Raw genomic sequence first — 21874 nt, 5'->3', positions numbered from 1 at the left:
GGTGATGCCGGGGGACAATGTGCGGATGGACGTGGAGTTGATCACGCCGATCGCGATGGAGAAGGAGTTGCGGTTTGCGATCCGGGAAGGCGGCCGCACGGTCGGTGCGGGGGTCATCAGTGAAGTCATCGCGTAAAAAAGGGCGGGTCCATGGTTGATCAGAGAATTCGAATACGACTTAAAGGGTATGATTACCGGGTCCTGGACCAGTCCGTCGTGGAGATTGTGGAGACGGTGAAGCGAACCGGGGCCAAGGTGTCCGGACCGATCCCGCTGCCGACGGTGATCAACAAATTTACGGTATTGCGGTCGCCTCACGTCGATAAGAAATCGCGTGAACAGTTCGAAATTCGAACGCACAAGCGCCTCATCGACATCCTGGAGCCGACACAGGACACCATGGACGCCTTGATGAAGTTGAACTTGTCGGCCGGAGTCGACGTCGAGATCAAAACATGACGGTACAAGGATTGATCGGTCAAAAATTAGGGATGAGCCAGATCTACGGCGAAAACGGGAAAATCGTTCCGGTCACCGTGATTGCGGCGGGGCCATGCCGTGTCGTCCTTAAGAAGACGAAGGAACGGGACGGTTATGAAGCCGTTCAGCTTTCGTTCTTGGAGGTCCCGGAAAAAAAGCTCCCCAAGGCGGAGCGGGGCCATTTAAAGAAAGCTAATGTGCCTTTTGCAAAACACCTGCGCGAATTCAAGGGCGATCTCAAGGCCCTGGAAGTCGGTGCGGTGATCGGTGCGGATCAGTTCCAGAAGGGTGAGCTCGTTGATGTCATCGGGACGTCGAAGGGAAAAGGCTTCGCCGGCGTCGTGAAGCTGCATCATTTTGCCGGAGGCCCCGCGACACACGGTTCCATGTTTCACCGGCAACCCGGCTCGATCGGCAGCAGTTCCTGGCCGTCCCGTGTCCGGAAAAATAAGCGGCTCCCGGCGCACATGGGGAACGAGCAGGTGACGGTGCAGGGCCTGGAGGTGGTCGAGGTGCGGAAGGATGAAAACCTGCTATTTATAAGAGGGGCGGTGCCGGGTTTCAAGGGTGCCATCGTGCTCATTAAACGTTCGACTCGAACATAAGCGAAGTAAAAACATGCCAACGATTGATGTGGTCAATTTAAGCAAGGAAAAAGTCGGCACGGTGGACTTGGACGAGCGTCTTTTTGCGGCCAAGGTTAACAAACCGCTGATACATGAAGCCGTAGTCATGCAACAGGCGTCCCGGCGGCAGGGAACGGCCGCGACAAAGACGCGGGGGCTGGTCAGCGGCGGCGGAAAAAAACCATGGCGCCAAAAAGGAACGGGACGTGCCCGGGCCGGTTCCACTCGCTCTCCCCTCTGGCGGGGCGGGGGAACGACCTTCGGCCCGACGCCGCGGGACTATGGGTATGCCTTTCCGAAGAAGAAATACCGCGCGGCCCTGCGGGGTGTTTTAACGGCCAAGTTAAACGACGGAGCCGTGCTTGTCGTTGAGAGGTTGGAACTGGGCGAGGGGAAGACGAAACAGGTGGCGCAGATTCTGAAAAACCTCGAGGCGACCGGAAGGACCGTTATTGTGGCCTCAACCATCGACGAGAAATTGGCCCGTGCGGTCCGGAACATTCCCGGGCTGAAACTGCTGGCGGTTCAAGGTTTGAATGTTTACGATCTAGTTTGTGCCCGGCATTTGCTGATTCCTCAGGAGGTCCTTTCACGGATTCGGGAGGTCTGGTCATGACCCGGGATCCGCACCAGGTTCTCCTCCGCCCGCTGTTGACCGAGAAGATGACCGAGCTCAAGGAGGCACAAAACAAGGTCTGCTTTCTTGTGCATCCGTGGTCCAACAAGATCGAGATCAAACGGGCGGCCGAAGAGGTTTTGAAAGTCAAAGTTGAGGCGGTCCATATCATCAATACGAAGGGGAAGCGCAAACGCTTGGGCCGCTTTGAGGGAAAGCGGGCGGATCTGAAAAAAGCGATTCTGACCCTTAAAAAAGGTGAAAAGCTGGAATTGTTTGAAGGAGTATAGGGAAGTTAAGCCAGAGACAGTAGGGATCAACGATGCCGATTAAACAGTATAAGCCGACCTCCCCGGGCCGTCGGGCCATGACCGGTTTTACATTTGAGGAGATTACCAAGACGGAGCCCGAGAAGCGTCTTGTGACGTTTCGGGTTCCGTCCGGTGGAAGGAACAACCGCGGAAAGATGACCGTCCGCCACCGGGGCGGCGGACATAAACGGGCCTATCGCATCATTGATTTTAAACGGGACAAATTTAACATCCCGGCCAAGGTGATCGCGATCGAGTACGATCCGAACCGCTCATCCCGGATCGCCCTCCTGCAATATGCCGATGGTGAAAAACGGTACATAATCGCCCCGGTGGGCATCGGCGTCGGAGATCGCGTTCTTTCCAGCAACGATGCCGAGATAAAACCCGGAAATGCGCTCCCGTTAGCGGTGATTCCGGTCGGTACGCAAGTCCACAACCTCGAGTTGAAGCCCGGCAAGGGCGCGCAGCTGGCCCGCAGCGCCGGCGCGTTTGCGCAGATCATGGGGCGGGAGACGGACTATGTCCAGGTGCGGTTGGGGTCCGGCGAATTGCGGCGGATCCATGGCCGTTGTCTTGCAACGGTGGGCCAGGTCGGAAATCTTGACCATGAAAACATCTCGATCGGAAAGGCGGGGCGGAAACGGTGGATGGGCCGTCGGCCGATCGTTCGAGGACTGGCCATGAATCCGGTGGATCACCCGCACGGCGGGGGAGAAGGTAAATCCGGACAGGGAAATCCCCATCCCGTATCACCATGGGGATTGCCCACGAAAGGATACAAGACTCGTAAAAGGAAAAACACAAATCAATTTATCATCAAACGACGAAATTAAAGGAGAGAGTCCGTGCCCCGGTCGGTTAAAAAAGGCCCTTTTGTAGATGCGAAATTGATGGAAAAAATCGCGGTCCTCAATGAGGCCAATGACAAGAAGATCATAAAGACCTGGGCCCGACGGTCGACGATCGTGCCGGAGATGATCGGCCACACGATGGCGGTTCACAACGGTAAAAAGTTCATCCCGGTCTACGTGACCGAAAATATGGTCGGGCACAAGCTGGGAGAATTTGCGCCCACGCGCTTCTTCAAAGGACACGGTCAGGCAAGAACGGAAAAAGCGACGGCGCTCAAGTAGGCCCGTCCAACCCTGGACTTGTATTGGGAGCGGAAATATTTATGGCGACGGAAGCAAAGGCGATCCTGAGATTCGTGAGGGTGGCCCCGCGCAAGGCGAGAATGGTAATCGACCTCATTCGAGGTCAGCAGGTGGCGGAGGCGTTCAACATATTGAAGTTCACGCCCCGGTCGGCCTCGCGCGTGGTGGAAAAAGTCCTCAAGTCGGCGGTGGCCAACGCGGAGAATCTGGAGATCGGCGATCCGGATGATCTTTGGGTGAGCCGGGTCTACGTGGACGGCGGGCCGATTCTGAAGCGGTTCAATGCCCGTTCGATGGGACGGGCTAATCCGATTAAGAAAAGAACCAGCCATATCACGGTGGTGGTGTCGCCGAAGGTCGCGGGCCATGGAAAAGCGCCTTCTGAACCGGCGAAGGCGCGAAAACCGGCCCCGGCGAAATAGCGAATCAACCGGATAAGAGAGGAAGACGTGGGACAGAAAGTCAATCCGATCGGGTACCGACTCGGGTACATCAAAACCTGGAATTCGCGCTGGTATGCGGAAAAGGACTATGCCAAGTTGTTGCACGAAGATCTCAAGATACGGCGTATGGTCAAGGAAAAACTGGCCCATGCCGGCGTCTCAAAGATCGAGATCGAACGCTCCGGCAATCAGGCCAAAATCAATATTCATACCGCCCGCCCCGGAATCATCATCGGACGGAAGGGAGCCGAGGTGGACAAGCTGAAGTCCGAACTGGAATCCAAAACGGGTCGCCAGGTCTACATCAATATCAAAGAGATTCGCAAGCCGGAGATCGACGCCCAGTTGGTGGCCGAAAACATCGCGGTGCAGTTGGAAAAACGGGTGGCGTTCCGACGGGCCATGAAAAAAAGCGTTCAGGCGGCGTTGCGTTTGGGGGCCCAGGGAATCAAGATCACCTGCGCGGGAAGGCTGGGCGGATCGGAAATCGCGAGGACGGAATGGTACCGCGAGGGCCGCGTGCCCCTGCACACCCTGAGGGCCGACATCGATTTCGGGTTGGCCGAAGCCCGTACCGCCTTCGGACAGATCGGGGTGAAGGTTTTGATCTATAAGGGTGAAATGATGCCGATGCTGCCGGAAAAACAGGAAGGCCGCTTGGATATGTCGTCGGAGCGACGCTGATGCTGAGTCCCAAGAAAGTCAAATTCAGAAAAATGCATAAAGGCCGGCGATTCGGAAAGGCCTATCGGGGATCGGAACTGTCTTTTGGCGAGTTCGGGTTGAAGGTTCTGGCCCCGGCCTGGCTTACGGCGCGACAGCTGGAAGCCGCGCGTATCGCCATGACCCGGTTTGTGAAGCGTGGCGGTAAAATTTGGATCCGGGTGTTTCCGGACAAACCCATCACCAAGAAACCCGCCGAGACGCGGATGGGAAAAGGAAAAGGCAATCCGGAATTGTGGGTGGCCTCCGTCCGACCGGGCCGGATCATCTACGAGATGGACGGCGTGACCCGGGACGTGGCCGAGGAGGCCTTTCGGCTGGCCGCGTACAAGCTTCCGGTGGCTACCCAACTGATTGCGAGAGGGAAGATCTGATGGAACTCCAGGAATTGCGGAATTTAACGATCGATGAGTTGACCCTGAAGGAAAAGGACCTTCGAAAAGAGCTATTCAACCTGCGGTACCAATTGATGAGCGGACGGATTGAGAATCCCCAACAGATCAAGAACTCGCGCCGAGAGATTGCGCGGATCCAGACCGTGGTTCGTGAAAAACGGTCGGGTGGGGCGGGTAAAACGGCATCATGATGAAAGGACGTTAATCTATGTCGGCAGAAGCAGGACCGAAGAAACGGCGCCGGACTTTTATCGGGGAGGTCATCAGCCACCGCATGAACAAGACGGTCGTGGTGATGATTGAAAGGGTCTTTCTTCATCCGACCTATAAAAAGGTGGTACGCAAAACCACCAAATTGAAGGCCCACGATGAACAGAACGAGTGTCAGGTCGGCGATACGGTGAAAATCCTGGAAAGCCGGCCGATCAGCAAAGAGAAGCATTGGCGCGTCATTGAAATTGTTCAGCGGTCCCGGGGCGTCGCTCCCGCGGAAGTGCAGAACCCGGCCGCGTTGTCGTAACAACGGCCTTGTGGAGTGAGGCAGTCGAATGATTCAAGATTATACCATGCTGGATGTGGCCGATAACTCGGGGGCCAAGAAAGTCATGTGTTTTCACGTCATGGGCGGATCGGGGAGGCGTTACGCGACCATCGGCGATGTGATCACCGTGGCCGTCAAAGAAGCCATTCCGCAGGCCGCTGTGAAAAAAGGGGATGTGGCGAAGGCCGTCGTCGTCAGGACGGTCAAGGAGATCCGGAGGGAAGACGGTTCCTATATCCGCTTCGACCGGAACGCCGCGGTCCTGATCAATCCCCAGGGCGAACCGATCGGGACTCGGATCTTCGGTCCGGTCGCCCGGGAACTCCGGGGAAAGAAGTTCATGAAAATTATTTCCCTGGCGCCGGAGGTGCTCTAATCATGGGAGCCGTGATGAGCGAATCGCGAATCGTCCTTCCGAAATTCCGGGTCCGAAAAGGGGACACCGTGATGATCATGACCGGAAAGGACAAGGGAAAAACCGGAAAGGTCCTGGAAGTGGATCGCTCGACCCACCGCGTATTCGTCGAGAAGCTGAATATCATCAAACGGCATATGAAGCCGAGCCAGAAACACCGGCAGGGCGGGATCATTGAGAAGGAAGGCCCGATCCAGCTTTCGAATGTCATGATCGTCTGTCAAAATTGCGGAAAGACGGCGCGGGTCGGGATGCGCCGCATCGATGACGGTCAAAAACTCCGTTACTGCAAGAAATGCGGGGAAATCATCGATCGCGGGTAGTGGACGGCCGGACACGCGAGCAAGAAGAGGAGGCTCCGTCCGGCCTGGCCGGTGAAAGCGAGGATCGGGCTATGCCCGTCCGAGCGCCGGGGGGGCATCGGAGGAGCGGAGCCCGCACGGGCCCCCACAGATAATAGCGGCGACGCGAGCCCCTGTAATTCAGTCGGAGGAAGGCATGGCCAAGGCCAAACAGACAGCAAAACCAGAAAAGGCGAAGTCGCCCAAGACGGAAAACCGGGAAAAGGCCAAGGAGAAGGCCAAGGAAAAAACAAAACCGGCCCAGGAGCAGTCCCTTCCGCCTCGCCTGAAGGAGAAATACCGGGAAAGAGTTGTCCCCGACTTGATGAAGCAATTTTCCTACAAAAATCCCATGCAGGTTCCTCGTCTTGAGAAGGTCGTGATCAACGTTGGAATGGGGGAAGCCATCCAGAACGCCAAACTGTTGGAGGCGGCCGTCAATGAGCTCACCCTCATTACCGGCCAGAAACCGGTCGTGACCCGCGCCAAGAAATCGATTTCAGGGTTTAAGTTGCGGCAAGGAATGGCCATCGGGTGCAAGGTGACGCTTCGCGGCGGACGGATGTACGAATTTTTGGACCGATTTTTTAATGTGGCGCTTCCCCGGATTCGGGATTTTAAAGGCGTTTCGCCGAAATCGTTTGACGGCCGCGGAAATTACAGCCTGGGCCTCAAGGAGCAGCTCCTCTTTCCGGAGATCCGATATGACGATGTGGTGGCCACGCACGGGATGGACATCACGATCGGGACCACGGCGAGATCCAACGATGAGGGCAAGGCCTTGTTAGGGTTATTGGGGTTGCCGTTTCGAACTTAAAACCAGGGGGAGGGGGCGTGGCCAAAAAAGCACTGATCCACAAAGCACAAGCGGAGCCGAAGTTCGCGGTTCGAAAATACAACCGTTGCCCCGTCTGCGGCCGCTCCCGGGGATTTTTAAGGAAGTTCCGCATGTGCCGGATCTGTTTCCGGAACTTGAGCCTTCGGGGGGATATCCCCGGCGTAGTCAAGTCCAGCTGGTAGGAGGAATTCACCGTCGATGATGACCGACCCTATTTCTGATATGTTGAACCGGATGCGAAACGCCATTCGACGCAAGTACGAGTCCGTCGACATTCCGGCTTCAAAACTCAAGCAAAACATCGCCCGCCTCTTGAAGGAAGAGGGCTACATCCGAGGCCTCGAGACGGTGTCGGAAGGTCCTCACCCGGTGCTTCGGATCAAACTGAAATACGTGAACGAAGTCCCGATCATCAACGGCCTGAGAAGGATCAGCCGGCCGGGCCGCAGGGTTTATGTGAAAAAGGACGGCATCCCCAAGGTGCGTGGGGGCTTGGGGACGGCGGTGATGTCGACCCAACAAGGCATGATGACCGACCGTGAATCGAGGAAACGCCAGGTCGGCGGCGAAGTGATCTGCTACATTTGGTGAATTAAACATTCAGGTGGATGACGATGTCTCGTGTGGGTAAAAAGCCGATCTTGATTCCGTCCGGCGTCCAGGTCAAGGTGGACGAAAAGAAGGTTCATATCAAGGGCCCAAAAGGGGAGCTGTCCCGTTTGATGGAAAGCGGGATCGGGGCCAAGGTGGAAGACGGTCGCGTGGTTGTCACACGGCAAAGCGACGACCGCCTTCAGCGGGCCAAGCACGGCCTGTTCCGCAGCGATCTCAATAACATGGTGAACGGTGTTTCTCAAGGTTACCAGAAGACGTTGGAAATCAGCGGGGTCGGTTTTCGTGCCCAGGTTCAGGGCCGCAACTTGACCTTGGCCTTGGGTTTTTCGCATCCGACGGTTTTTGTTCTGCCCGCCGGAATTGATGCGAGCGTGGATAAACAAACCGTCATCACGATAAAGGGCGCCGACAAGTACCTGGTCGGGCAGGTCGCGGCCGAGATTCGGGATCTGAAGCGGCCGGAACCTTACAAGGGAAAAGGGATTAAATACTCGGGTGAAGTGATCGAGCGGAAAGAAGGAAAGACGAGCAAGTAGGGAACAAGCGGAGAGAAAGGACGATGTTAAACGTTCACACAAAACTCGAATCGAGGATGCGTCGCCACCAACGGGTGCGAAAAACGGTCTTCGGCCTTCCACAACGTCCCCGTCTCGTGGTCTTTCGGAGCAATCAACACATCTACGCACAAATCGTGGACGATACCGCGGGGAAGACCGTGGCGGCGGCATCGACTTTGGATCCGGAATGCAAAAAGGGTGTGCCGCGCGGCAATAACCGGAAAGCGGCCGAGGCGGTGGGGCAGCTGATCGCAAAACGGGCGCTGGCCCAAGATATCAAAACGGTGGTGTTTGATCGGGGCGGTTACCTGTTTCACGGTCGGGTGAAAGCCCTGGCGGATGCGGCGCGCCAGGGGGGATTGATATTTTAAGGCCGACGCTTCGAGGCGCCTGTCGGACGAGCCAGGCAAGACCGTGTTTTTTTTACTACAAGGAGTGAGCTGCGGTGAAAGTCAATCCGAATGATCTGACTCTGAAGGACAAGGTGGTTTTTATCAACCGTGTCGCCAAAGTGGTTAAAGGGGGCAAGCGTTTCAGCTTCAGCGCGCTGGTCGTGGTCGGCGATGGCCACGGCTATGTTGGAATGGGCAAGGGAAAGGCGGCGGAAGTCCCGGATGCGATCCGAAAAGCCGTTGAGAGGGCCAAAAAAGACCTGATCAAGGTTCCGTTAAAAAACACGACGATTCCGTACACCGTTACGGGAAATTACGGGGCCGAGGAGGTCCTGCTGAAGCCGGGAGCGGAAGGGGTCGGCGTGATAGCCGGAGGGGCCGTGCGGGCCGTAATGGAAGTTTGTGGAATTCATAACGTGGTGAGCAAGTCACTGGGAAGCGGCAATCCGAACAACGTGGTCAGGGCCACGTTGAACGGGCTTCAAAAACTCCAGGCGCCGGATGAAATCAGGAACATGCGCCGTTCGGATCTGTCGGAAGAGGCGGGCCATGTCGGCAAACCGGCCGCGTAATTTAGCCATTACGTTACGACGCAGCGTCATCGGATATCCCCGGGAGAAGCGGGACGTGGTCCGGTCCCTCGGGCTACGACGCATTCGACACACCGTAATTCGGGCGGATACCCCGCAGACCCGGGGTATGATCGCACAAATTTTTCACCTGATCGATGTGAAAGAGGTCCCGGCATGAGGCTTCACGAATTACAACCGCAAATCGGTTCCCGTAAAAAAGAGAAACGGATCGGAAGAGGGATCGGCTCGGGACACGGCAAGACATCCACGAAGGGACATAAGGGAGGCCTTGCGAGAAGCGGGGGCGGGGGAAAGGGGCCCGGGTTTGAGGGTGGCCAAATGCCCTTGATCCGTCGCATCCCGAAGCGCGGTTTTACAAACCGTTTCCGTGACGAGGCCGCGGTGGTGAATTTGGAGAGTCTGAACCGGTTCGATGGGAAATCGACCGTTACTCCGGACCAGTTGAAAGAGGCCGGGTTGGTCCGTCGATCCGCAACCGCCGTGAAAATCCTGGGTCAGGGGGAGTTGAGCAAAGCGCTGACGATTCAAGCCCACCGATTCAGCCGATCCGCATCGGAGAAGATCCAGAAAGCGGGCGGGAGGGCCGAAACGATAAAGACGACTTCTGGAAAAACAAGTCAGTCGGAGAAGGCGCGGTAGGTTTTGAGGAGCGGCGAAGGTGTTTGAGCGTTTTATTACCAATCTCCAGAACATATTTCATATCCCGGAACTTCGCCATCGGATCCTGTTCACCCTGGGGATGCTGGCCGTATATCGAATCGGCGCCCACATCCCGACGCCGGGCATTAACAACGAAGCCCTCAGTGAGTTCCTGGCGGCCCAGGGTGGAGCGCTTCTCGGATTCCTCGACATTTTTTCGGGCGGGGCGCTGTCCCGGCTGACCATCTTCGCGCTGGGCATCATGCCGTATATCAGCGCCTCCATCATCCTTCAGCTTTTGACGGTCGTCATTCCGACGCTTTCAAAGCTGGCCAAGGAGGGCGAGCGCGGACGCAAGAAGATCATCCAGTACACGCGTTACGGAACGGTGGTCATTTCACTCATCCAGTCCTTCGGTATCTCCGTCGGCCTGGAGGGGATGAACAACGGGACCTTTGTCCAGCACCCGGGCCTGTCCTTTCGCATCATGACGATGATCACCCTGACGGCCGGGACCGCGTTTCTGATGTGGCTGGGCGAGCAAATTACCGAACGGGGGATCGGGAACGGGATCTCGTTGATCATTTTCTCTGGGATCGTGGCTCGAATGCCGTCGGCCTTGATCAACACCTACCGTCTGTATGATACGGGGCAGTTGAATCTGTTTTTCCTCGTCGTGCTGGCCCTCCTGATGATCGGGGTCGTGTCGGCGATCGTCTTTCTGGAGAGCGCCCGGCGGAAGATACCGGTTCAATATGCGAAGCGCGTGGTCGGGAGGCGGGTCTACGGGGGACAGAGCACGCATATCCCGTTGAAGATCAATACCGCGGGCGTGATCCCCCCGATCTTTGCCTCGTCGATCATTGCCTTCCCGGCGACGATCACCGGCTTCATACAGATTCCCTGGGTCCACGACATCTCCCGGCAGCTCGCTCCGGGATCGATGCTTTATACCGTATTGTACGTGGGGATGATCGTTTTTTTCTGTTTTTTTTATACCGCGGTCGTCCTCAACCCGGTCGATATGGCGGATAACATGAAAAAGTACGGCGGGTTTATCCCCGGAATCCGGCCGGGCCAGCGGACGGCCGACTATATCTATCAGGTGCTGACCCGGATCACCTTTGTCGGCGCCATCTACCTGGCGGTCGTCTGCGTGATTCCGGAGATTCTAATTTATAAGATGGGGGTGCCGTTTTTCTTCGGCGGGACGTCGCTGTTGATCGTGATCGGCGTGGGTCTGGACACGGCCCAGCAGATCGAGTCCCATATGTTGACACGGCATTACGAGGGTTTTCTCTCGAAGGGCCGCCTAAGGGGAAGGGCGGGATAGGCGGGGCGCGGCGTGCGATTGATTTTTCTCGGTCCACCGGGCGTGGGAAAAGGAACTCAAGCGGAGCGGCTATCGGCTCAACGGGGTATTCCGAAAATATCGACCGGGGATATCCTGCGCGAGGCGGTGCAGAGAAAAACGTCCCTCGGTGTTCAGGCCAAATCGTTTATGGATGGCGGCCAGCTTGTTCCCGACGAGGTGGTCATCGGCATCATCCGGGAGCGGTTGAAGGAATCGGATGCGAAGGAGGGTTTTATCCTGGACGGTTTTCCAAGAACGGTGCCGCAGGCCGAGGCGCTGATTTCGATGCTTCGTCAGGACCAGCGGAGCATAGACCGGGTCCTGAATTTCGAGCTGGCGGATGACGAATTGATCCGGCGTCTGGCGGGCCGATGGAGTTGTCCGAATTGCCAGGCGGTGTATCATCTGGAATTCTGTCCTCCGAAGAAACCCGACCTGTGCGATCGCTGCGGCGGAAAGCTCTCTCAACGAAGCGACGATCGGCCGGAGACGATTCGCAAACGCTTGGAGGTTTACCGGTCCCAGACATGGCCGTTAATCCGGTTTTACGAGGACCAAGGTGTTCTCGCGCGAATCGAAGGGGCGGGATCTCCGGATACGGTTTTTCAAAGGGTCAACGCGGCCATCGGAAGATCCCCATGATTATTTTAAAATCCCCGGAGGAAGTCCGTAAGATCGAAAAAGCAGGACGGATTGTGGCGGAGGTGCTGCAGGAATTAAAAAAACAGGTGAAACCCGGGGTGACGACACTGGAACTGGATCGAACGGCCGAAGCGGGAATTCTAAAACGGGGAGGGCGCCCGGCGTTCAAGGGATACCGGGGATTTCCCGCGACGCTGTGTGCCTCGGTCAACGATGAAATCGTGCACGGGATCCCATCCAAACGGGTCCTTCAGCCCGGAGACATCATCGGTTTGGATCTGGGCGCGATTGTCGATGGGTATTACGGGGATGCGGCCGTCACGGTGGGGGTCAATGAAATTGAGCCGGCCGTTCAACGCTTGGTTCGGGTGACGGAGGAGTCGCTGTATCGTGGGATCGAGCAAATGAGGGTGGGAAATCGGCTGTCCGATATTTCTCACGCCGTTCAATCGCATGTCGAGGCGGCCGGTTTTTCGGTGGTTAAGGATTTTGTGGGGCACGGAATCGGTCAATCGCTGCATGAAGAGCCCCAGTTGCCCAACTTCGGAGAGCCCGGTCAAGGGCCGCGACTCAAGGAGGGGATGGTCCTCGCGATCGAGCCGATGGTGAATATGGGAAAAGAGGGTGTTCGCATCCTCAGCGATCATTGGACGGCCGTGACCCAAGACGGGAGCCTTTCGGCCCATTTCGAGCATACCGTGGCCATTACCGAAGCGGGGCCGGTCATATTAACATCCAATGATCACGAGAGAGTCTGATCGGGCATGTCGAAGGAAGACGTGGTTGAGGTTCAGGGGACGATTGTTGAGACACTCCCGAATGCAATGTTTCGGGTGGAACTGGAGAACGGGCACCGGGTTTTGGCGCATATCTCCGGAAAGATGAGAATGCATTTCATCAAGATTCTCCCGGGCGACAAGGTGACGGTGGAGCTTTCGCCGTATGATCTGACGCGGGGGAGAATCACGTACCGGTTTAAGTAGATGCCCGATACACTCCACATACAGGTGAAACCGTGAAAGTGCGATCCTCGGTCAAAGCGATCTGTGCCAAATGCAAGGTGATCCGCCGAAAAGGCGTCGTCCGGGTCATTTGCACCAATCGCCGTCATAAACAGCGTCAGGGATAGAGACACGGGAGAAGCGCGACCGGTCGCGCCTTTCCCCAATCACAGGAGGCAACGTGGCCAGAATTGCGGGAGTGGACCTTCCGAGAGACAAAACGGTCGCCGTGGGCTTGACCTACATATACGGAATCGGCCGATCGACATCGATGAGGATCCTGAAGGCGGCGGGGGTGAATCCGGAAAAACGGGTGAAGGATCTCAAGGAAGACGAAATCGTCACGCTTCGAGATTCCATCGAGCGGGATTATAAAGTGGAAGGGGATCTCCGCAAAGAAGTCTCGATGAACATCAAACGGCTGATGGATATCGGAAGCTACCGCGGGTTGCGACATCGCAAGGGACTCCCGCTACGAGGGCAGCGGACGAAGACCAACGCGCGGACCCGGAAGGGCCCCAAGAAATCGATCGGCATCAAGCTGAAATCGGAAGCCACCGCGTAAAGGGAGCGACGGGCTCTGGGGTCGCAAGCGCGGGGTTCGGGGGCCTCGGAGGACCTTGATTCATTTTGGCCGCACGGGCCCCCACTAACAATGAGGTAATGCATGGGAAGTAAAAAAGGCAAGAAACGCGAGAAGAAGATTGTTCAGGTGGGCGTCGCGCACATCCAGGCGTCTTTCAACAACACGATTGTGACCGTGACCGACATGAGCGGAAACGTCGTGGTGTGGTCCAGCGCGGGGAATCAGGGTTTCAAGGGTTCGAGAAAGAGCACCCCGTTCGCCGCGCAGCGGGCCGCCGAAGTGGCGGCCAAGAAGGCCATTGAACATGGAATGCGGCAGATCGATGTATATGTCAAGGGACCGGGATCGGGTCGGGAATCGGCGATCCGGGCCTTGCAGGCGGCGGGGTTGAAGATCAATCTCATCAAGGACGTGACGCCGGTTCCTCATAACGGATGTCGGCCGCCCAAGCGACGACGGGTATGAAAAAAATAAATTAAGGAGGAAATCAAAACGTGGGACGATATATCGGATCGGTTTGTCGGCTGTGCCGGCGGGAAGGAAACAAACTTTTTCTGAAGGGGAGCCGGTGCTTTACGGAGAAGTGCGCCATTGAGCGGCGAAGCTATTCTCCCGGCCAGCACGGGCAGGCCCGCCCCCGAATCTCCGAATATCAGATCCAGTTACGGGAGAAGCAGAAGCTGAAAAGGATGTACGGATTGCTGGAACGCCAGTTCAGCGGGTATTTCAAGAAAGCCGCCAGAAAGAAGGGCGTCACGGGGGAAAACCTCCTCCAGTTGCTCGAGAGGAGGATCGATAATGTCGTCTATCGGATGGGTTTCTGTTCGTCCCGTAAAGAAGCGCGGCAGATGGTGAACCACGGCCATTTTCGGGTCAACGGCCGAAAGGTGGATGTGGCCTCGTTTCTTGTAAAAGACGGGGATGTCGTCGAACTGAAACAGGCCAGCCGTCAGTTGCCGCAGGTCCAGGCGTCTCTCACCGCCGCGGAGGGGAGAGGGACTCCTCAATGGTTGGAGTTGGACAAGGGGAATTTCAAGGGTCGGGTTAAAACCATGCCGACCAAGGAAGATCTGACCATACCGGTCAATGAACAACTCGTTGTGGAGCTCTATTCCCGATGACGGGTTCTGATTCAGCGACGGTTTAATTCCGGGAAGGTTTATCTCATTCATCGGCTTCGGTGCCAGGATGCAGCCGCGAAAGGCGGCTAGGTAAGTAAGGAGGACGTATGATTATTCGAACAAAGGATTTCCAGATTCCCAAAAAGATGGAAATCGAAACCGAGACACTCACAGGCACATACGGAAAATTTTTCGCCGAGCCTTTCGAACGCGGGTTCGGCACGACTATCGGGAATTCCCTCAGGCGAATTCTCCTTTCCTCCATCGCCGGAGCGGCCGTGACCTCCGTCAAGATCGAGGGGGTCCTGCATGAATTTTCAACCATTCCCGGAGTCAAGGAGGACGTGACGGACATTATCCTGAACGTGAAAAATCTTCGCTTCAAGCTCTACACGGACCGGCCGAAAACCGTTCGACTGAAAAAGAAGGGACCCGGAGAAGCCCGCGCCAAGGATATTATCCATGACGCGGATGTCGAAGTTCTCAATCCCGAGCTTCATATCGCGACCCTGGACAAGGAAGCCAATCTGGATATGGAGTTTGTGATCCGGATCGGAAGCGGATATGTGCCGGCCGACCGAAATAAGGAAGAAGGGATGCCGATCGGTGTGATTCCCGTGGATTCCATCTTTTCGCCGATCAAGAAAGTCAATTTTACGGTCGAGAACGCGCGCGTGGGCCGGATTACCGACTATGACAAATTGATCATGGAAATCTGGACGGACGGCGGCGTCAAACCCGACGATGCGTTGGCCTATGCCGCAAAGATCCTCAAGGATCACCTTGCGATTTTTATTAATTTCGACGAATCCGTCGAGCCGGTCCACGAGCCGGTGGACGACAAAAAGACGGACTTCAACAAAAACCTTCTTCGCAGCGTGCACGAGCTTGAGCTTTCCGTCCGCGCGGCCAACTGTTTGAAAAACGCGAGCATCAAGACGATCGGCGATCTGGTTCAGAAGACGGAATCCGAGATGCTTCGGACAAAGAATTTCGGTCGAAAATCGCTGAACGAGATCAAGGAAATCCTGTCCGGAATGGGGCTGTCGCTGGGGATGAAGGTGGATTATCAGCCGGCCGGCGAGGGAACCGAGAAAGGGGATTGAAGCCGTTATGCGTCACAAAAAGCGCGGACGACAACTGGGTCGGGACACCAATCACCGTCGGGCTCTGTTCCGAAATTTGGTGACCTCGTTGTTCGAGCATGAACGAATTGAAACCACGGAGGCCAAGGCCAAGGAGATTCGCGGAATTGCCGACCGGATCGTTTCCTTGGGAAAGCAGGGGAATCTTGCCGCCCGGAGGCGGGCGGGGTCGTATTTGACGAACCCGAAAGTCCTCTCAAAGTTGTTCGCCGAGATCGCCCCTCGATTTGCGACACGGCCCGGGGGATATACCCGGTTGATAAAAACACGCGTCCGCTTCGGAGACGGGGCGCGCATGGCGGTGGTCGAATTGGTTGTCCAGGGTCAGCCGGCCAAACCCGTCAAACCGGAAAAAACCAAAACGGGTCCGGAATCCAATCCTTAATAAGGATCGGCCGAGCCCGAGTGTAAATTACACCCTTTCCCCTCGACCTTTCCGAATCCGCCCGGGTAAAAAGAACCCTTAACCTTCCAGAATATTGGAATATTTCCAGCGGGTTCCGAGATCGTCCCGCGCTTTACTCAAATCCTGACGTATGTTATAGTGTCTGTACCATGCCATTGCGTGTTCCGAGGATCATGCTCCTGATATTTATTGGAATGCTTCTGGCCTTGTTGGCTTGGGTGCTGTCCGTGGGCATCGAACATCCTCAAGTCCTGCCTCCATCGAGAACACTGATCTCGAAAGCGGACATCGAAATGGAAGGGTTTACGCTCAAACAGATTCGTAACGGCGCGGTGGAATGGGACATCAAGGCCAAGCGGGCCGAGCTGTTTGAGGATCGGAATGAGGTGTCGCTCAACGAAACGCAGGCGATCCTGCAAACACCCGAAGGGCTTCAGGTGAGTTTTTCGGGCGATCAAGGCCTGCTCAATACGGAGACCCATGATTTTGAGATTAAGAATAATGATGGGGATCTGGATGTATCGATGAATAACGGTTTCACGATCCGGGCTCCCTCGTTGAACTGGAATGATAAAGAGCGTGAGATTGTGTCCGCGAACCCGGTTCAAATAACCGCCCAGAGACTCCGTATTCGCGGCAATCAACTGATCGTGAAATTGGAAAATCAGCAAATCATGGTCGACGGGGATGTTCATGTTACAACCGAGCCTTAGAAATATATTGACGGCCGGTGTTTTTTTTTAAGCGCCACGCCCCTTTTAGCAACGGAAACGGCGACCCATTCCCAGACGCTCTCCATCAGTTCTAAAAGCATGACCGTGAAAAACCTGGAACATCTGGCTATTTTTGAGGGGGATGTGGTCATGAGCAAGGAGGACATGACCATTACCGCCAACCATGCGGAGGTCACGTTTGCATCCAAGGAAACCCCGGGCCAAACTTCAAAATCAACCCCGGGGCTTATCTCTCCGCAGGCGCATTTCGACGATAATGAGGTCACGCTCATTCATGCAACAGGGGATGTCGTCCTGAAGCAGGGGGAAAAAAGGGCCAAATCCAACGAAGCCTATTATTATCAGAAAGAAGATAAGGTCGTTCTCCTGGGGGAACCGGTCGCTTGGGAAAAAGACTACAGGGTTACAGGCACCAAGATGACGATTTACTTGAAAGAGGATCGCAGTGTCATTGAAGGAAGCAAAGTTCTGATCCATCCCAAAGAGCCGGCACAAAAGTAAATTGAGCCGGACGAATCCAGGGTGACGATGCTCCTGAGTGCGAAACATCTAGAGAAAAGTTTTCGAAAACGCAAGGTCGTTAAAGATATCAGCGTGGAAGTCAAGACCGGCGAAGTGGTGGGATTGTTGGGCCCGAATGGCGCCGGTAAAACGACCGTTTTCTATATGATAGTGGGCCTGATTGCGGCGGACCATGGAGAGATTTTTCTCGATGATCGGAACATAACGCACCTGCCTATGTACCGACGGGCCCGGCAGGGGATCGGTTATCTCCCGCAAGAACCCTCGGTTTTTCGAAAACTGACCGTTGAGGAAAATCTCCTCGCCATTCTTGAGACGCTGGATCTTTCCCCCTCGGGACGGCAGGAACGCCTCCATTCCCTCCTCAAGGAACTGAACATTTCGCATCTTTCAAACAGCAAGGCCTATGCCTTATCGGGAGGGGAACGTCGGCGGGTTGAAATTACCCGTTCCCTGGTGACGTCGCCTCACTTTCTTCTCCTGGACGAACCCTTTGCCGGCATCGATCCCATTGCCATTATCGATATCCAGAAAATTATCGGCCAATTGAAGGCCAAGGGAATCGGAATTCTGATCACGGATCATAATGTTCAGGAAACGCTTGAAATTACGGATCGTTCTTATATAATTAGCGAAGGGGAAATCCTGGAATCGGGCACCTCCCAAGATATCGCGAACAGCTCCAAGGCCAAGGCGATTTATCTGGGGGAAAAATTTCGCTTTCTCGGATAGACCGGCGACGGCATCCCGGCGGGCCGCCCCGCCCGGGAATGGAGGCTGGGACGAGGTCATGACAACGGTATTATGAAAACCCGACTCGATTTAAGACTGACTCAAAAACTGATCATGACGCCGCAGTTGCAGCAGGCGATCAAGTTGCTGCAGCTTTCCCGCCTGGAACTTTCCCAAATGGTTTCGCAGGAGCTTCTGGAGAACCCGTTGCTGGACGAGGTCACGGATGTGGAGGAACCGGTCGAGGAGAAAAAGACCGATGAAGAGGAGGCCACGCCCGATACCTCGGAGGCCGAACTGTCGTCCCAATGGGAAGAATATATCGGGGATATCCAGCGCGAAAATAAGGAAACCGAGTTTCCTTTGGGAGGAGGGGACGAGCCGCCTTCTTACGAACAGACCCTGACCAAGCCTCAGTCGCTTCAGGATCATCTCCTGTGGCAGTTAAGGCTGTCGGTCGCCACCCCTCATGAAGTCGAGATCGGAAAGGTCATTATTGGCAACATCGATGACGACGGATACCTCCGGATCACGGTTGAGGAAGCCGCGACCTTGGCCGAAGTCAAAAACGAGGAAGTCGAACGGGCGCTCAAGCTCGTTCAGAGTTTCGACCCGATGGGGGTCGGCGCACGCGACCTGAGGGAATGTTTATTGATCCAGCTGGAACAACTGGGATTGAAAGGCTCGTTGGCCGAGGTGATTGTATCAAACCATCTGAAAGAAATCGAGACACGGAGGTTTCAGGATATCGTCAAGACCTTGGGAGTTTCCTTGGAAGAGATCCTGGCGGTTGTGAAAATTATTCAAAACCTTGAACCCAAACCCGGGCGGCCGTTCTTAACCGATGAGGCCCAAATTATTTTCCCGGATATTTTTGTCGCCAAGTCCGATGAAGACTACGTCGTCGTCCTCAACGACGACGGTCTGCCGAAACTTCGCATCAGTCCGTATTATCAGAAGTTGCTGTCGGAAAAAACGCAGGTGCCCGACGCGACCCGCAGTTACCTTGAAGGACGGTTTCGTTCGGCCGTATGGTTGGTTCGCAGCATTGAACAGCGTAACCGCACGATCTGCAAAGTGGCGGAGAGCATCGTCAAATTCCAGCGGGAGTTCCTGGACAAGGGGGTGGATTACTTGAAACCCCTGGTTCTGCGACAAGTCGCCGACGATATCTCCATGCATGAGTCGACCATCAGTCGCGTGACGACGAACAAGTACATGCATACCCCTCAGGGCATATTCGAGTTGAAGTATTTTTTCAATAGCAGTCTTTCACGAAGCAACGAGTTCGGCGGCGAAGTCTCCTCCGTCACGGTGCGGGAGATCATTCGCCAGATGGTGTCGGAAGAAGATCCCCAGAAACCCCTTAAAGACCAGGAGATCGTTGAACGCCTCCGGAATCGACATATCGAAATCGCACGCAGGACGGTGGCGAAATACAGGGTGGAGCTCAAAATACCGCAGGCCAGCCGCCGACGGTATCTATCCTGAAAATGTGTTTGAATTCATGGGGGGTATTCGACGGAACGCCCGTTCGTTTTCCTTAAGGGTCCGCGCTGCTTTTGCTGAAGGAGTTTGTGATGCAATTGACGATTGCCGGTCGACACATCGAAGTTACCCAGGCGTTGCGCGACTACACCAAGCTGCGCTTAAAGAAACTTTCTCGCTATTCCTTTAAGCCGATCGAGGCGGCCGTGAGGTTGTCCGTTGAGAAATATCGCCATACGGCCGAAATCACCTTATGGGTCGATGGAAATCGAATCCTGGCCGAGGAAGAGACGGACGAAATGTACCGGTCCATCGACATGGCGATGGACAAGATCGAACAGCGGTTAAGGAGGTACAAGGAGAAACTGTCCCGACACAAGCCGCCGTCGGCCCGGAAGCCGCCGGTCCCGAGACCGGCGAAGAAGACCCCGGTGCTCACACGGGAGGCCCATATCGTGGCCACGCTGTCGCTGGACGACGCCCTGTCCCGTTTGGCCTCGGTGAAGACCGATCACGTGGTTTTCTTTGATGATACGGATGAGCAGCTGAAATTGTTGATGCGGGGAAAAAACGGGCATGTTGAACTGACCGAACTCATCATTGATTGAACCGAACGGAAACGCTTCCATGGATCTGCGGTTGGTCATCGTCAGCGGATTATCCGGTTCCGGAAAAACCAACGCGTTGAAATGTTTTGAGGACCTCGGCTTTTTCTGCGTCGACAACCTCCCGCCGCCGTTATTGCCCGTCTTTGCCGACCTGTGTACCCAATCGAGCGCCGGAATCACGAAAGTCGCCGTCGGCATCGATATCCGGGAAAGGGATTTTTTGCGAGATTTTCTGACGATTGCGGAGCGACTTAAAAGAGACGGATACCACTGCGAACTGATTTTTTTTGAGGCCAACGACGAAGTGCTTGTCCGACGCTTTTCCGAAACGAGAAGGCCCCATCCTCTGGCCAAGAATATGCCGATTCTCGAAGGGATTCAAAAGGAGAGAGAGCAGTTGGCCGAACTGAAGAAACGGTCGGATCGGATCATCGATACCTCCGCCTTTACCATCCAGCAGCTCAAAGACGTCATCGCCCAGTATTATTTAGACCAAGGGGAAATACGAAAACCCAGTATCTCCGTTATTTCCTTTGGCTATAAATACGGCATTCCCTACGAAACCGATCTGCTCTTCGATGTTCGATTCCTACAGAACCCGAATTTCGTGTCCGAGCTAAAGCCCCTCTCCGGGGAGGATCCGTCGGTTCAGGAATATGTCTTTCGGAAGCCGGAGGCGGATCGTTTCATCGAACTGGTCAAATCGTTCCTGGCCTTCCTGGTTCCATTTTATGAAAAAGAGGGCCGTCCTTATTTAACCATGGCGATTGGCTGTACGGGAGGGCGTCATCGCTCCGTGGCCATGGCTCGACGGCTTCATGATGACCTCAAGGCCGCCCATTATCAAGTGGTGCTTCGTCATCGTGATGTCAATCGGGAGCGCTGAACGATTATGAAATCGAAAACTCCCCGGCTGTTGACGCTGAATCTGGAGCACTGCGCTCTCGAGACCGTGATCGGGCTGCTCAAGGACGGTTCGACGGAGGGGGCCATTCTCGATCAAATCGCCAAACTTCGGCATCGAGACCTATCGCTCATGGAATTGCTGGTCATCCACCCCAAGGTCATGCCACAAACCTTTCTCTTTCTTTACAGCCATGCCTCGTCCGATTTTAAAAAGCGGATGCAGGCGATAAAGGACGGGGCCGAGTCCGCGGCCGAGAAAGGGTTGGTACCGTTTCAGAGGGGCGATCTTGGAACGGTCTCAACGAAAGAGGACATTCATGAAGAAAATCAGCCGGCCGATAAAGAGACGCTGTATCAGCGCATACAAAAGATGCCGGTGGCTGAAAAAGTGCAATTCGCACTCCGCGCCGGGAAGGATGCGCGGAGCCTCCTGCTCAAGGATCCCAATCGTCAGGTGTCTCAGGCGGTCCTGAACAGTCCCAAAATTACCGAGGATGAGATTCTTCTCATTGCTCAATCGCGAAACGTTTCGGATGATATTTTAAGGAGCGTCGGTAAAAATAAAGACTGGCTGAAGAACTACTCCATTCTATACGCGCTGGTCGCCAATCCAAAGACTCCGATCGGGGTTTCCGTCCCGCTTCTGGCCTCGGTACGGGTAAAGGATCTGGGCCTCCTTGTCAAAAATCGGAACATCCCCGAGGCCATTCGAGCCGGAGCGCAACGTCTATTGCACGCCAAGCAGAAACAGGGCTGATTATCTTTTCCTCCGGTAAACCCCTATCCTTGGGGGGCTCCTGTCCATTTATGTGCCATCCGCCGGGTTTTTTTCTGAAAACATGGGTTTTGGACGAGAAAATCCCTTGACAAGCTGATTATAGTAAGTATACTTGCTATTATTAGCCAGCTTAGATTGGAAATATCTCTCATCTCCAAGGTCAAGGGAT

The 21874-nt window shown here is 55.2% G+C and carries 39 protein-coding genes; all 39 read left to right on the top strand.

Going from position 1 to position 21874, the window contains the following annotated elements:
* Positions 1-136: elongation factor Tu (gene tuf / locus VMN77_10195; protein HTN44152.1), on the top strand; the 136-nt coding region annotated here is incomplete at its 5' end.
* A gap of 14 nt (positions 137-150) precedes the next feature.
* Positions 151-459: a 30S ribosomal protein S10 gene (gene rpsJ / locus VMN77_10190; protein ID HTN44151.1), complete on the top strand. Its 309-nt coding sequence runs from the start codon at positions 151-153 to the stop codon at positions 457-459.
* Positions 456-1085 carry a 50S ribosomal protein L3 gene (rplC, locus tag VMN77_10185; protein ID HTN44150.1) on the top strand — a complete coding sequence of 210 codons (630 nt, stop codon included), beginning with the start codon at positions 456-458 and terminating at the stop codon, positions 1083-1085. The genes rpsJ and rplC overlap by 4 nt, the downstream gene beginning before the upstream one ends.
* A 13-nt stretch (positions 1086-1098) precedes the next feature.
* Positions 1099-1722, top strand: coding sequence for a 50S ribosomal protein L4 (gene rplD / locus VMN77_10180; GenBank protein HTN44149.1), 624 nt, complete (start codon positions 1099-1101; stop codon positions 1720-1722).
* Positions 1719-2012 carry a 50S ribosomal protein L23 gene (gene rplW / locus VMN77_10175; GenBank protein ID HTN44148.1) on the top strand — a complete coding sequence of 98 codons (294 nt, stop codon included), beginning with the start codon at positions 1719-1721 and terminating at the stop codon, positions 2010-2012. Before rplD ends, rplW begins: the two co-directional genes overlap by 4 nt.
* A 32-nt stretch (positions 2013-2044) precedes the next feature.
* Positions 2045-2869: a 50S ribosomal protein L2 gene (gene rplB / locus VMN77_10170; protein HTN44147.1), complete on the top strand. Its 825-nt coding sequence runs from the start codon at positions 2045-2047 to the stop codon at positions 2867-2869.
* Between the two features lie 12 nt (positions 2870-2881).
* Positions 2882-3169 (top strand): 30S ribosomal protein S19, encoded by a 288-nt coding sequence (gene rpsS, locus VMN77_10165; protein ID HTN44146.1) that lies wholly within the window; start codon positions 2882-2884, stop codon positions 3167-3169.
* A 41-nt stretch (positions 3170-3210) separates the two neighbouring features.
* Positions 3211-3612 carry a 50S ribosomal protein L22 gene (gene rplV / locus VMN77_10160; GenBank protein HTN44145.1) on the top strand — a complete coding sequence of 134 codons (402 nt, stop codon included), beginning with the start codon at positions 3211-3213 and terminating at the stop codon, positions 3610-3612.
* Positions 3613-3639: 27 nt separating this feature from the next.
* Entirely contained in the window at positions 3640-4317 is a 678-nt protein-coding gene (rpsC, locus tag VMN77_10155) for a 30S ribosomal protein S3 (protein HTN44144.1), read from the top strand.
* Positions 4317-4730 (top strand): 50S ribosomal protein L16, encoded by a 414-nt coding sequence (rplP, locus tag VMN77_10150; GenBank protein HTN44143.1) that lies wholly within the window; start codon positions 4317-4319, stop codon positions 4728-4730. The genes rpsC and rplP overlap by 1 nt, the downstream gene beginning before the upstream one ends.
* Positions 4730-4942, top strand: a complete 213-nt coding sequence (gene rpmC, locus VMN77_10145) for a 50S ribosomal protein L29 (GenBank protein ID HTN44142.1) — start codon at positions 4730-4732, stop codon at positions 4940-4942. The genes rplP and rpmC overlap by 1 nt, the downstream gene beginning before the upstream one ends.
* 17 nt (positions 4943-4959) lie before the next feature.
* Complete coding sequence (rpsQ, locus tag VMN77_10140; GenBank protein ID HTN44141.1) at positions 4960-5271, top strand: 30S ribosomal protein S17; 312 nt, start codon at positions 4960-4962, stop codon at positions 5269-5271.
* Between the two features lie 28 nt (positions 5272-5299).
* Positions 5300-5668 carry a 50S ribosomal protein L14 gene (rplN, locus tag VMN77_10135; protein ID HTN44140.1) on the top strand — a complete coding sequence of 123 codons (369 nt, stop codon included), beginning with the start codon at positions 5300-5302 and terminating at the stop codon, positions 5666-5668.
* Between the two features lie 14 nt (positions 5669-5682).
* Positions 5683-6030 carry a 50S ribosomal protein L24 gene (gene rplX / locus VMN77_10130; GenBank protein ID HTN44139.1) on the top strand — a complete coding sequence of 116 codons (348 nt, stop codon included), beginning with the start codon at positions 5683-5685 and terminating at the stop codon, positions 6028-6030.
* 175 nt (positions 6031-6205) lie between these two features.
* Positions 6206-6865 carry a 50S ribosomal protein L5 gene (rplE, locus tag VMN77_10125; protein ID HTN44138.1) on the top strand — a complete coding sequence of 220 codons (660 nt, stop codon included), beginning with the start codon at positions 6206-6208 and terminating at the stop codon, positions 6863-6865.
* A gap of 17 nt (positions 6866-6882) precedes the next feature.
* The gene (locus VMN77_10120) at positions 6883-7068 is read left to right on the top strand and encodes a type Z 30S ribosomal protein S14 (protein ID HTN44137.1); all 186 of its coding nucleotides are present in this window, start codon (positions 6883-6885) and stop codon (positions 7066-7068) included.
* Between the two features lie 16 nt (positions 7069-7084).
* A complete protein-coding gene (gene rpsH, locus VMN77_10115; GenBank protein ID HTN44136.1) occupies positions 7085-7477 on the top strand; it encodes a 30S ribosomal protein S8 in 393 nt (130 codons plus the stop codon).
* A 23-nt stretch (positions 7478-7500) separates the two neighbouring features.
* Positions 7501-8037, top strand: a complete 537-nt coding sequence (rplF, locus tag VMN77_10110) for a 50S ribosomal protein L6 (protein HTN44135.1) — start codon at positions 7501-7503, stop codon at positions 8035-8037.
* 23 nt (positions 8038-8060) lie between these two features.
* Positions 8061-8429: a 50S ribosomal protein L18 gene (gene rplR, locus VMN77_10105; GenBank protein ID HTN44134.1), complete on the top strand. Its 369-nt coding sequence runs from the start codon at positions 8061-8063 to the stop codon at positions 8427-8429.
* Positions 8430-8503: 74 nt separating this feature from the next.
* Complete coding sequence (gene rpsE, locus VMN77_10100) at positions 8504-9022, top strand: 30S ribosomal protein S5 (GenBank protein HTN44133.1); 519 nt, start codon at positions 8504-8506, stop codon at positions 9020-9022.
* Complete coding sequence (rpmD, locus tag VMN77_10095; GenBank protein HTN44132.1) at positions 9000-9200, top strand: 50S ribosomal protein L30; 201 nt, start codon at positions 9000-9002, stop codon at positions 9198-9200. Before rpsE ends, rpmD begins: the two co-directional genes overlap by 23 nt.
* Positions 9197-9682 (top strand): 50S ribosomal protein L15, encoded by a 486-nt coding sequence (rplO, locus tag VMN77_10090; GenBank protein ID HTN44131.1) that lies wholly within the window; start codon positions 9197-9199, stop codon positions 9680-9682. The genes rpmD and rplO overlap by 4 nt, the downstream gene beginning before the upstream one ends.
* A gap of 19 nt (positions 9683-9701) precedes the next feature.
* A complete protein-coding gene (gene secY, locus VMN77_10085; GenBank protein ID HTN44130.1) occupies positions 9702-11015 on the top strand; it encodes a preprotein translocase subunit SecY in 1314 nt (437 codons plus the stop codon).
* Positions 11016-11027: 12 nt separating this feature from the next.
* Positions 11028-11678, top strand: a complete 651-nt coding sequence (locus VMN77_10080; GenBank protein HTN44129.1) for an adenylate kinase — start codon at positions 11028-11030, stop codon at positions 11676-11678.
* Positions 11675-12436, top strand: coding sequence for a type I methionyl aminopeptidase (gene map / locus VMN77_10075; protein ID HTN44128.1), 762 nt, complete (start codon positions 11675-11677; stop codon positions 12434-12436). Before VMN77_10080 ends, map begins: the two co-directional genes overlap by 4 nt.
* Before the next feature lie 6 nt (positions 12437-12442).
* Positions 12443-12661, top strand: coding sequence for a translation initiation factor IF-1 (gene infA, locus VMN77_10070; GenBank protein ID HTN44127.1), 219 nt, complete (start codon positions 12443-12445; stop codon positions 12659-12661).
* Positions 12662-12693: 32 nt separating this feature from the next.
* A complete protein-coding gene (gene rpmJ / locus VMN77_10065; protein ID HTN44126.1) occupies positions 12694-12807 on the top strand; it encodes a 50S ribosomal protein L36 in 114 nt (37 codons plus the stop codon).
* A 53-nt stretch (positions 12808-12860) separates the two neighbouring features.
* The gene (gene rpsM / locus VMN77_10060) at positions 12861-13244 is read left to right on the top strand and encodes a 30S ribosomal protein S13 (protein ID HTN44125.1); all 384 of its coding nucleotides are present in this window, start codon (positions 12861-12863) and stop codon (positions 13242-13244) included.
* Between the two features lie 102 nt (positions 13245-13346).
* Positions 13347-13730: a 30S ribosomal protein S11 gene (rpsK, locus tag VMN77_10055; protein ID HTN44124.1), complete on the top strand. Its 384-nt coding sequence runs from the start codon at positions 13347-13349 to the stop codon at positions 13728-13730.
* A gap of 29 nt (positions 13731-13759) precedes the next feature.
* Positions 13760-14386, top strand: coding sequence for a 30S ribosomal protein S4 (gene rpsD / locus VMN77_10050; GenBank protein HTN44123.1), 627 nt, complete (start codon positions 13760-13762; stop codon positions 14384-14386).
* A gap of 107 nt (positions 14387-14493) precedes the next feature.
* Positions 14494-15492, top strand: coding sequence for a DNA-directed RNA polymerase subunit alpha (locus VMN77_10045; protein HTN44122.1), 999 nt, complete (start codon positions 14494-14496; stop codon positions 15490-15492).
* A 7-nt stretch (positions 15493-15499) separates the two neighbouring features.
* Entirely contained in the window at positions 15500-15916 is a 417-nt protein-coding gene (gene rplQ / locus VMN77_10040) for a 50S ribosomal protein L17 (protein ID HTN44121.1), read from the top strand.
* A gap of 194 nt (positions 15917-16110) precedes the next feature.
* On the top strand, positions 16111-16650 hold the full coding sequence (lptC, locus tag VMN77_10035; GenBank protein ID HTN44120.1) for an LPS export ABC transporter periplasmic protein LptC: 540 nt from the start codon (positions 16111-16113) through the stop codon (positions 16648-16650).
* 6 nt (positions 16651-16656) lie between these two features.
* A complete protein-coding gene (locus tag VMN77_10030; protein HTN44119.1) occupies positions 16657-17172 on the top strand; it encodes an LptA/OstA family protein in 516 nt (171 codons plus the stop codon).
* Between the two features lie 27 nt (positions 17173-17199).
* Complete coding sequence (gene lptB, locus VMN77_10025) at positions 17200-17925, top strand: LPS export ABC transporter ATP-binding protein (GenBank protein HTN44118.1); 726 nt, start codon at positions 17200-17202, stop codon at positions 17923-17925.
* A 72-nt stretch (positions 17926-17997) separates the two neighbouring features.
* The gene (rpoN, locus tag VMN77_10020) at positions 17998-19416 is read left to right on the top strand and encodes an RNA polymerase factor sigma-54 (GenBank protein HTN44117.1); all 1419 of its coding nucleotides are present in this window, start codon (positions 17998-18000) and stop codon (positions 19414-19416) included.
* An 89-nt stretch (positions 19417-19505) separates the two neighbouring features.
* A complete protein-coding gene (gene raiA, locus VMN77_10015) occupies positions 19506-20021 on the top strand; it encodes a ribosome-associated translation inhibitor RaiA (GenBank protein HTN44116.1) in 516 nt (171 codons plus the stop codon).
* Positions 20022-20040: 19 nt separating this feature from the next.
* Positions 20041-20907, top strand: a complete 867-nt coding sequence (rapZ, locus tag VMN77_10010) for an RNase adapter RapZ (GenBank protein ID HTN44115.1) — start codon at positions 20041-20043, stop codon at positions 20905-20907.
* 6 nt (positions 20908-20913) lie between these two features.
* Positions 20914-21684, top strand: a complete 771-nt coding sequence (locus VMN77_10005; protein HTN44114.1) for a hypothetical protein — start codon at positions 20914-20916, stop codon at positions 21682-21684.
* Positions 21685-21874: the final 190 nt, after the last annotated feature.

The organism is Nitrospiria bacterium (genome assembly GCA_035498035.1).
Taxonomy (GTDB): domain Bacteria; phylum Nitrospirota; class Nitrospiria; order JACQBZ01; family JACQBZ01; genus JACQBZ01.
Note: the sequence above shows the minus strand (reverse complement) of the source record. Positions and strands in the feature narration are given on the sequence as shown.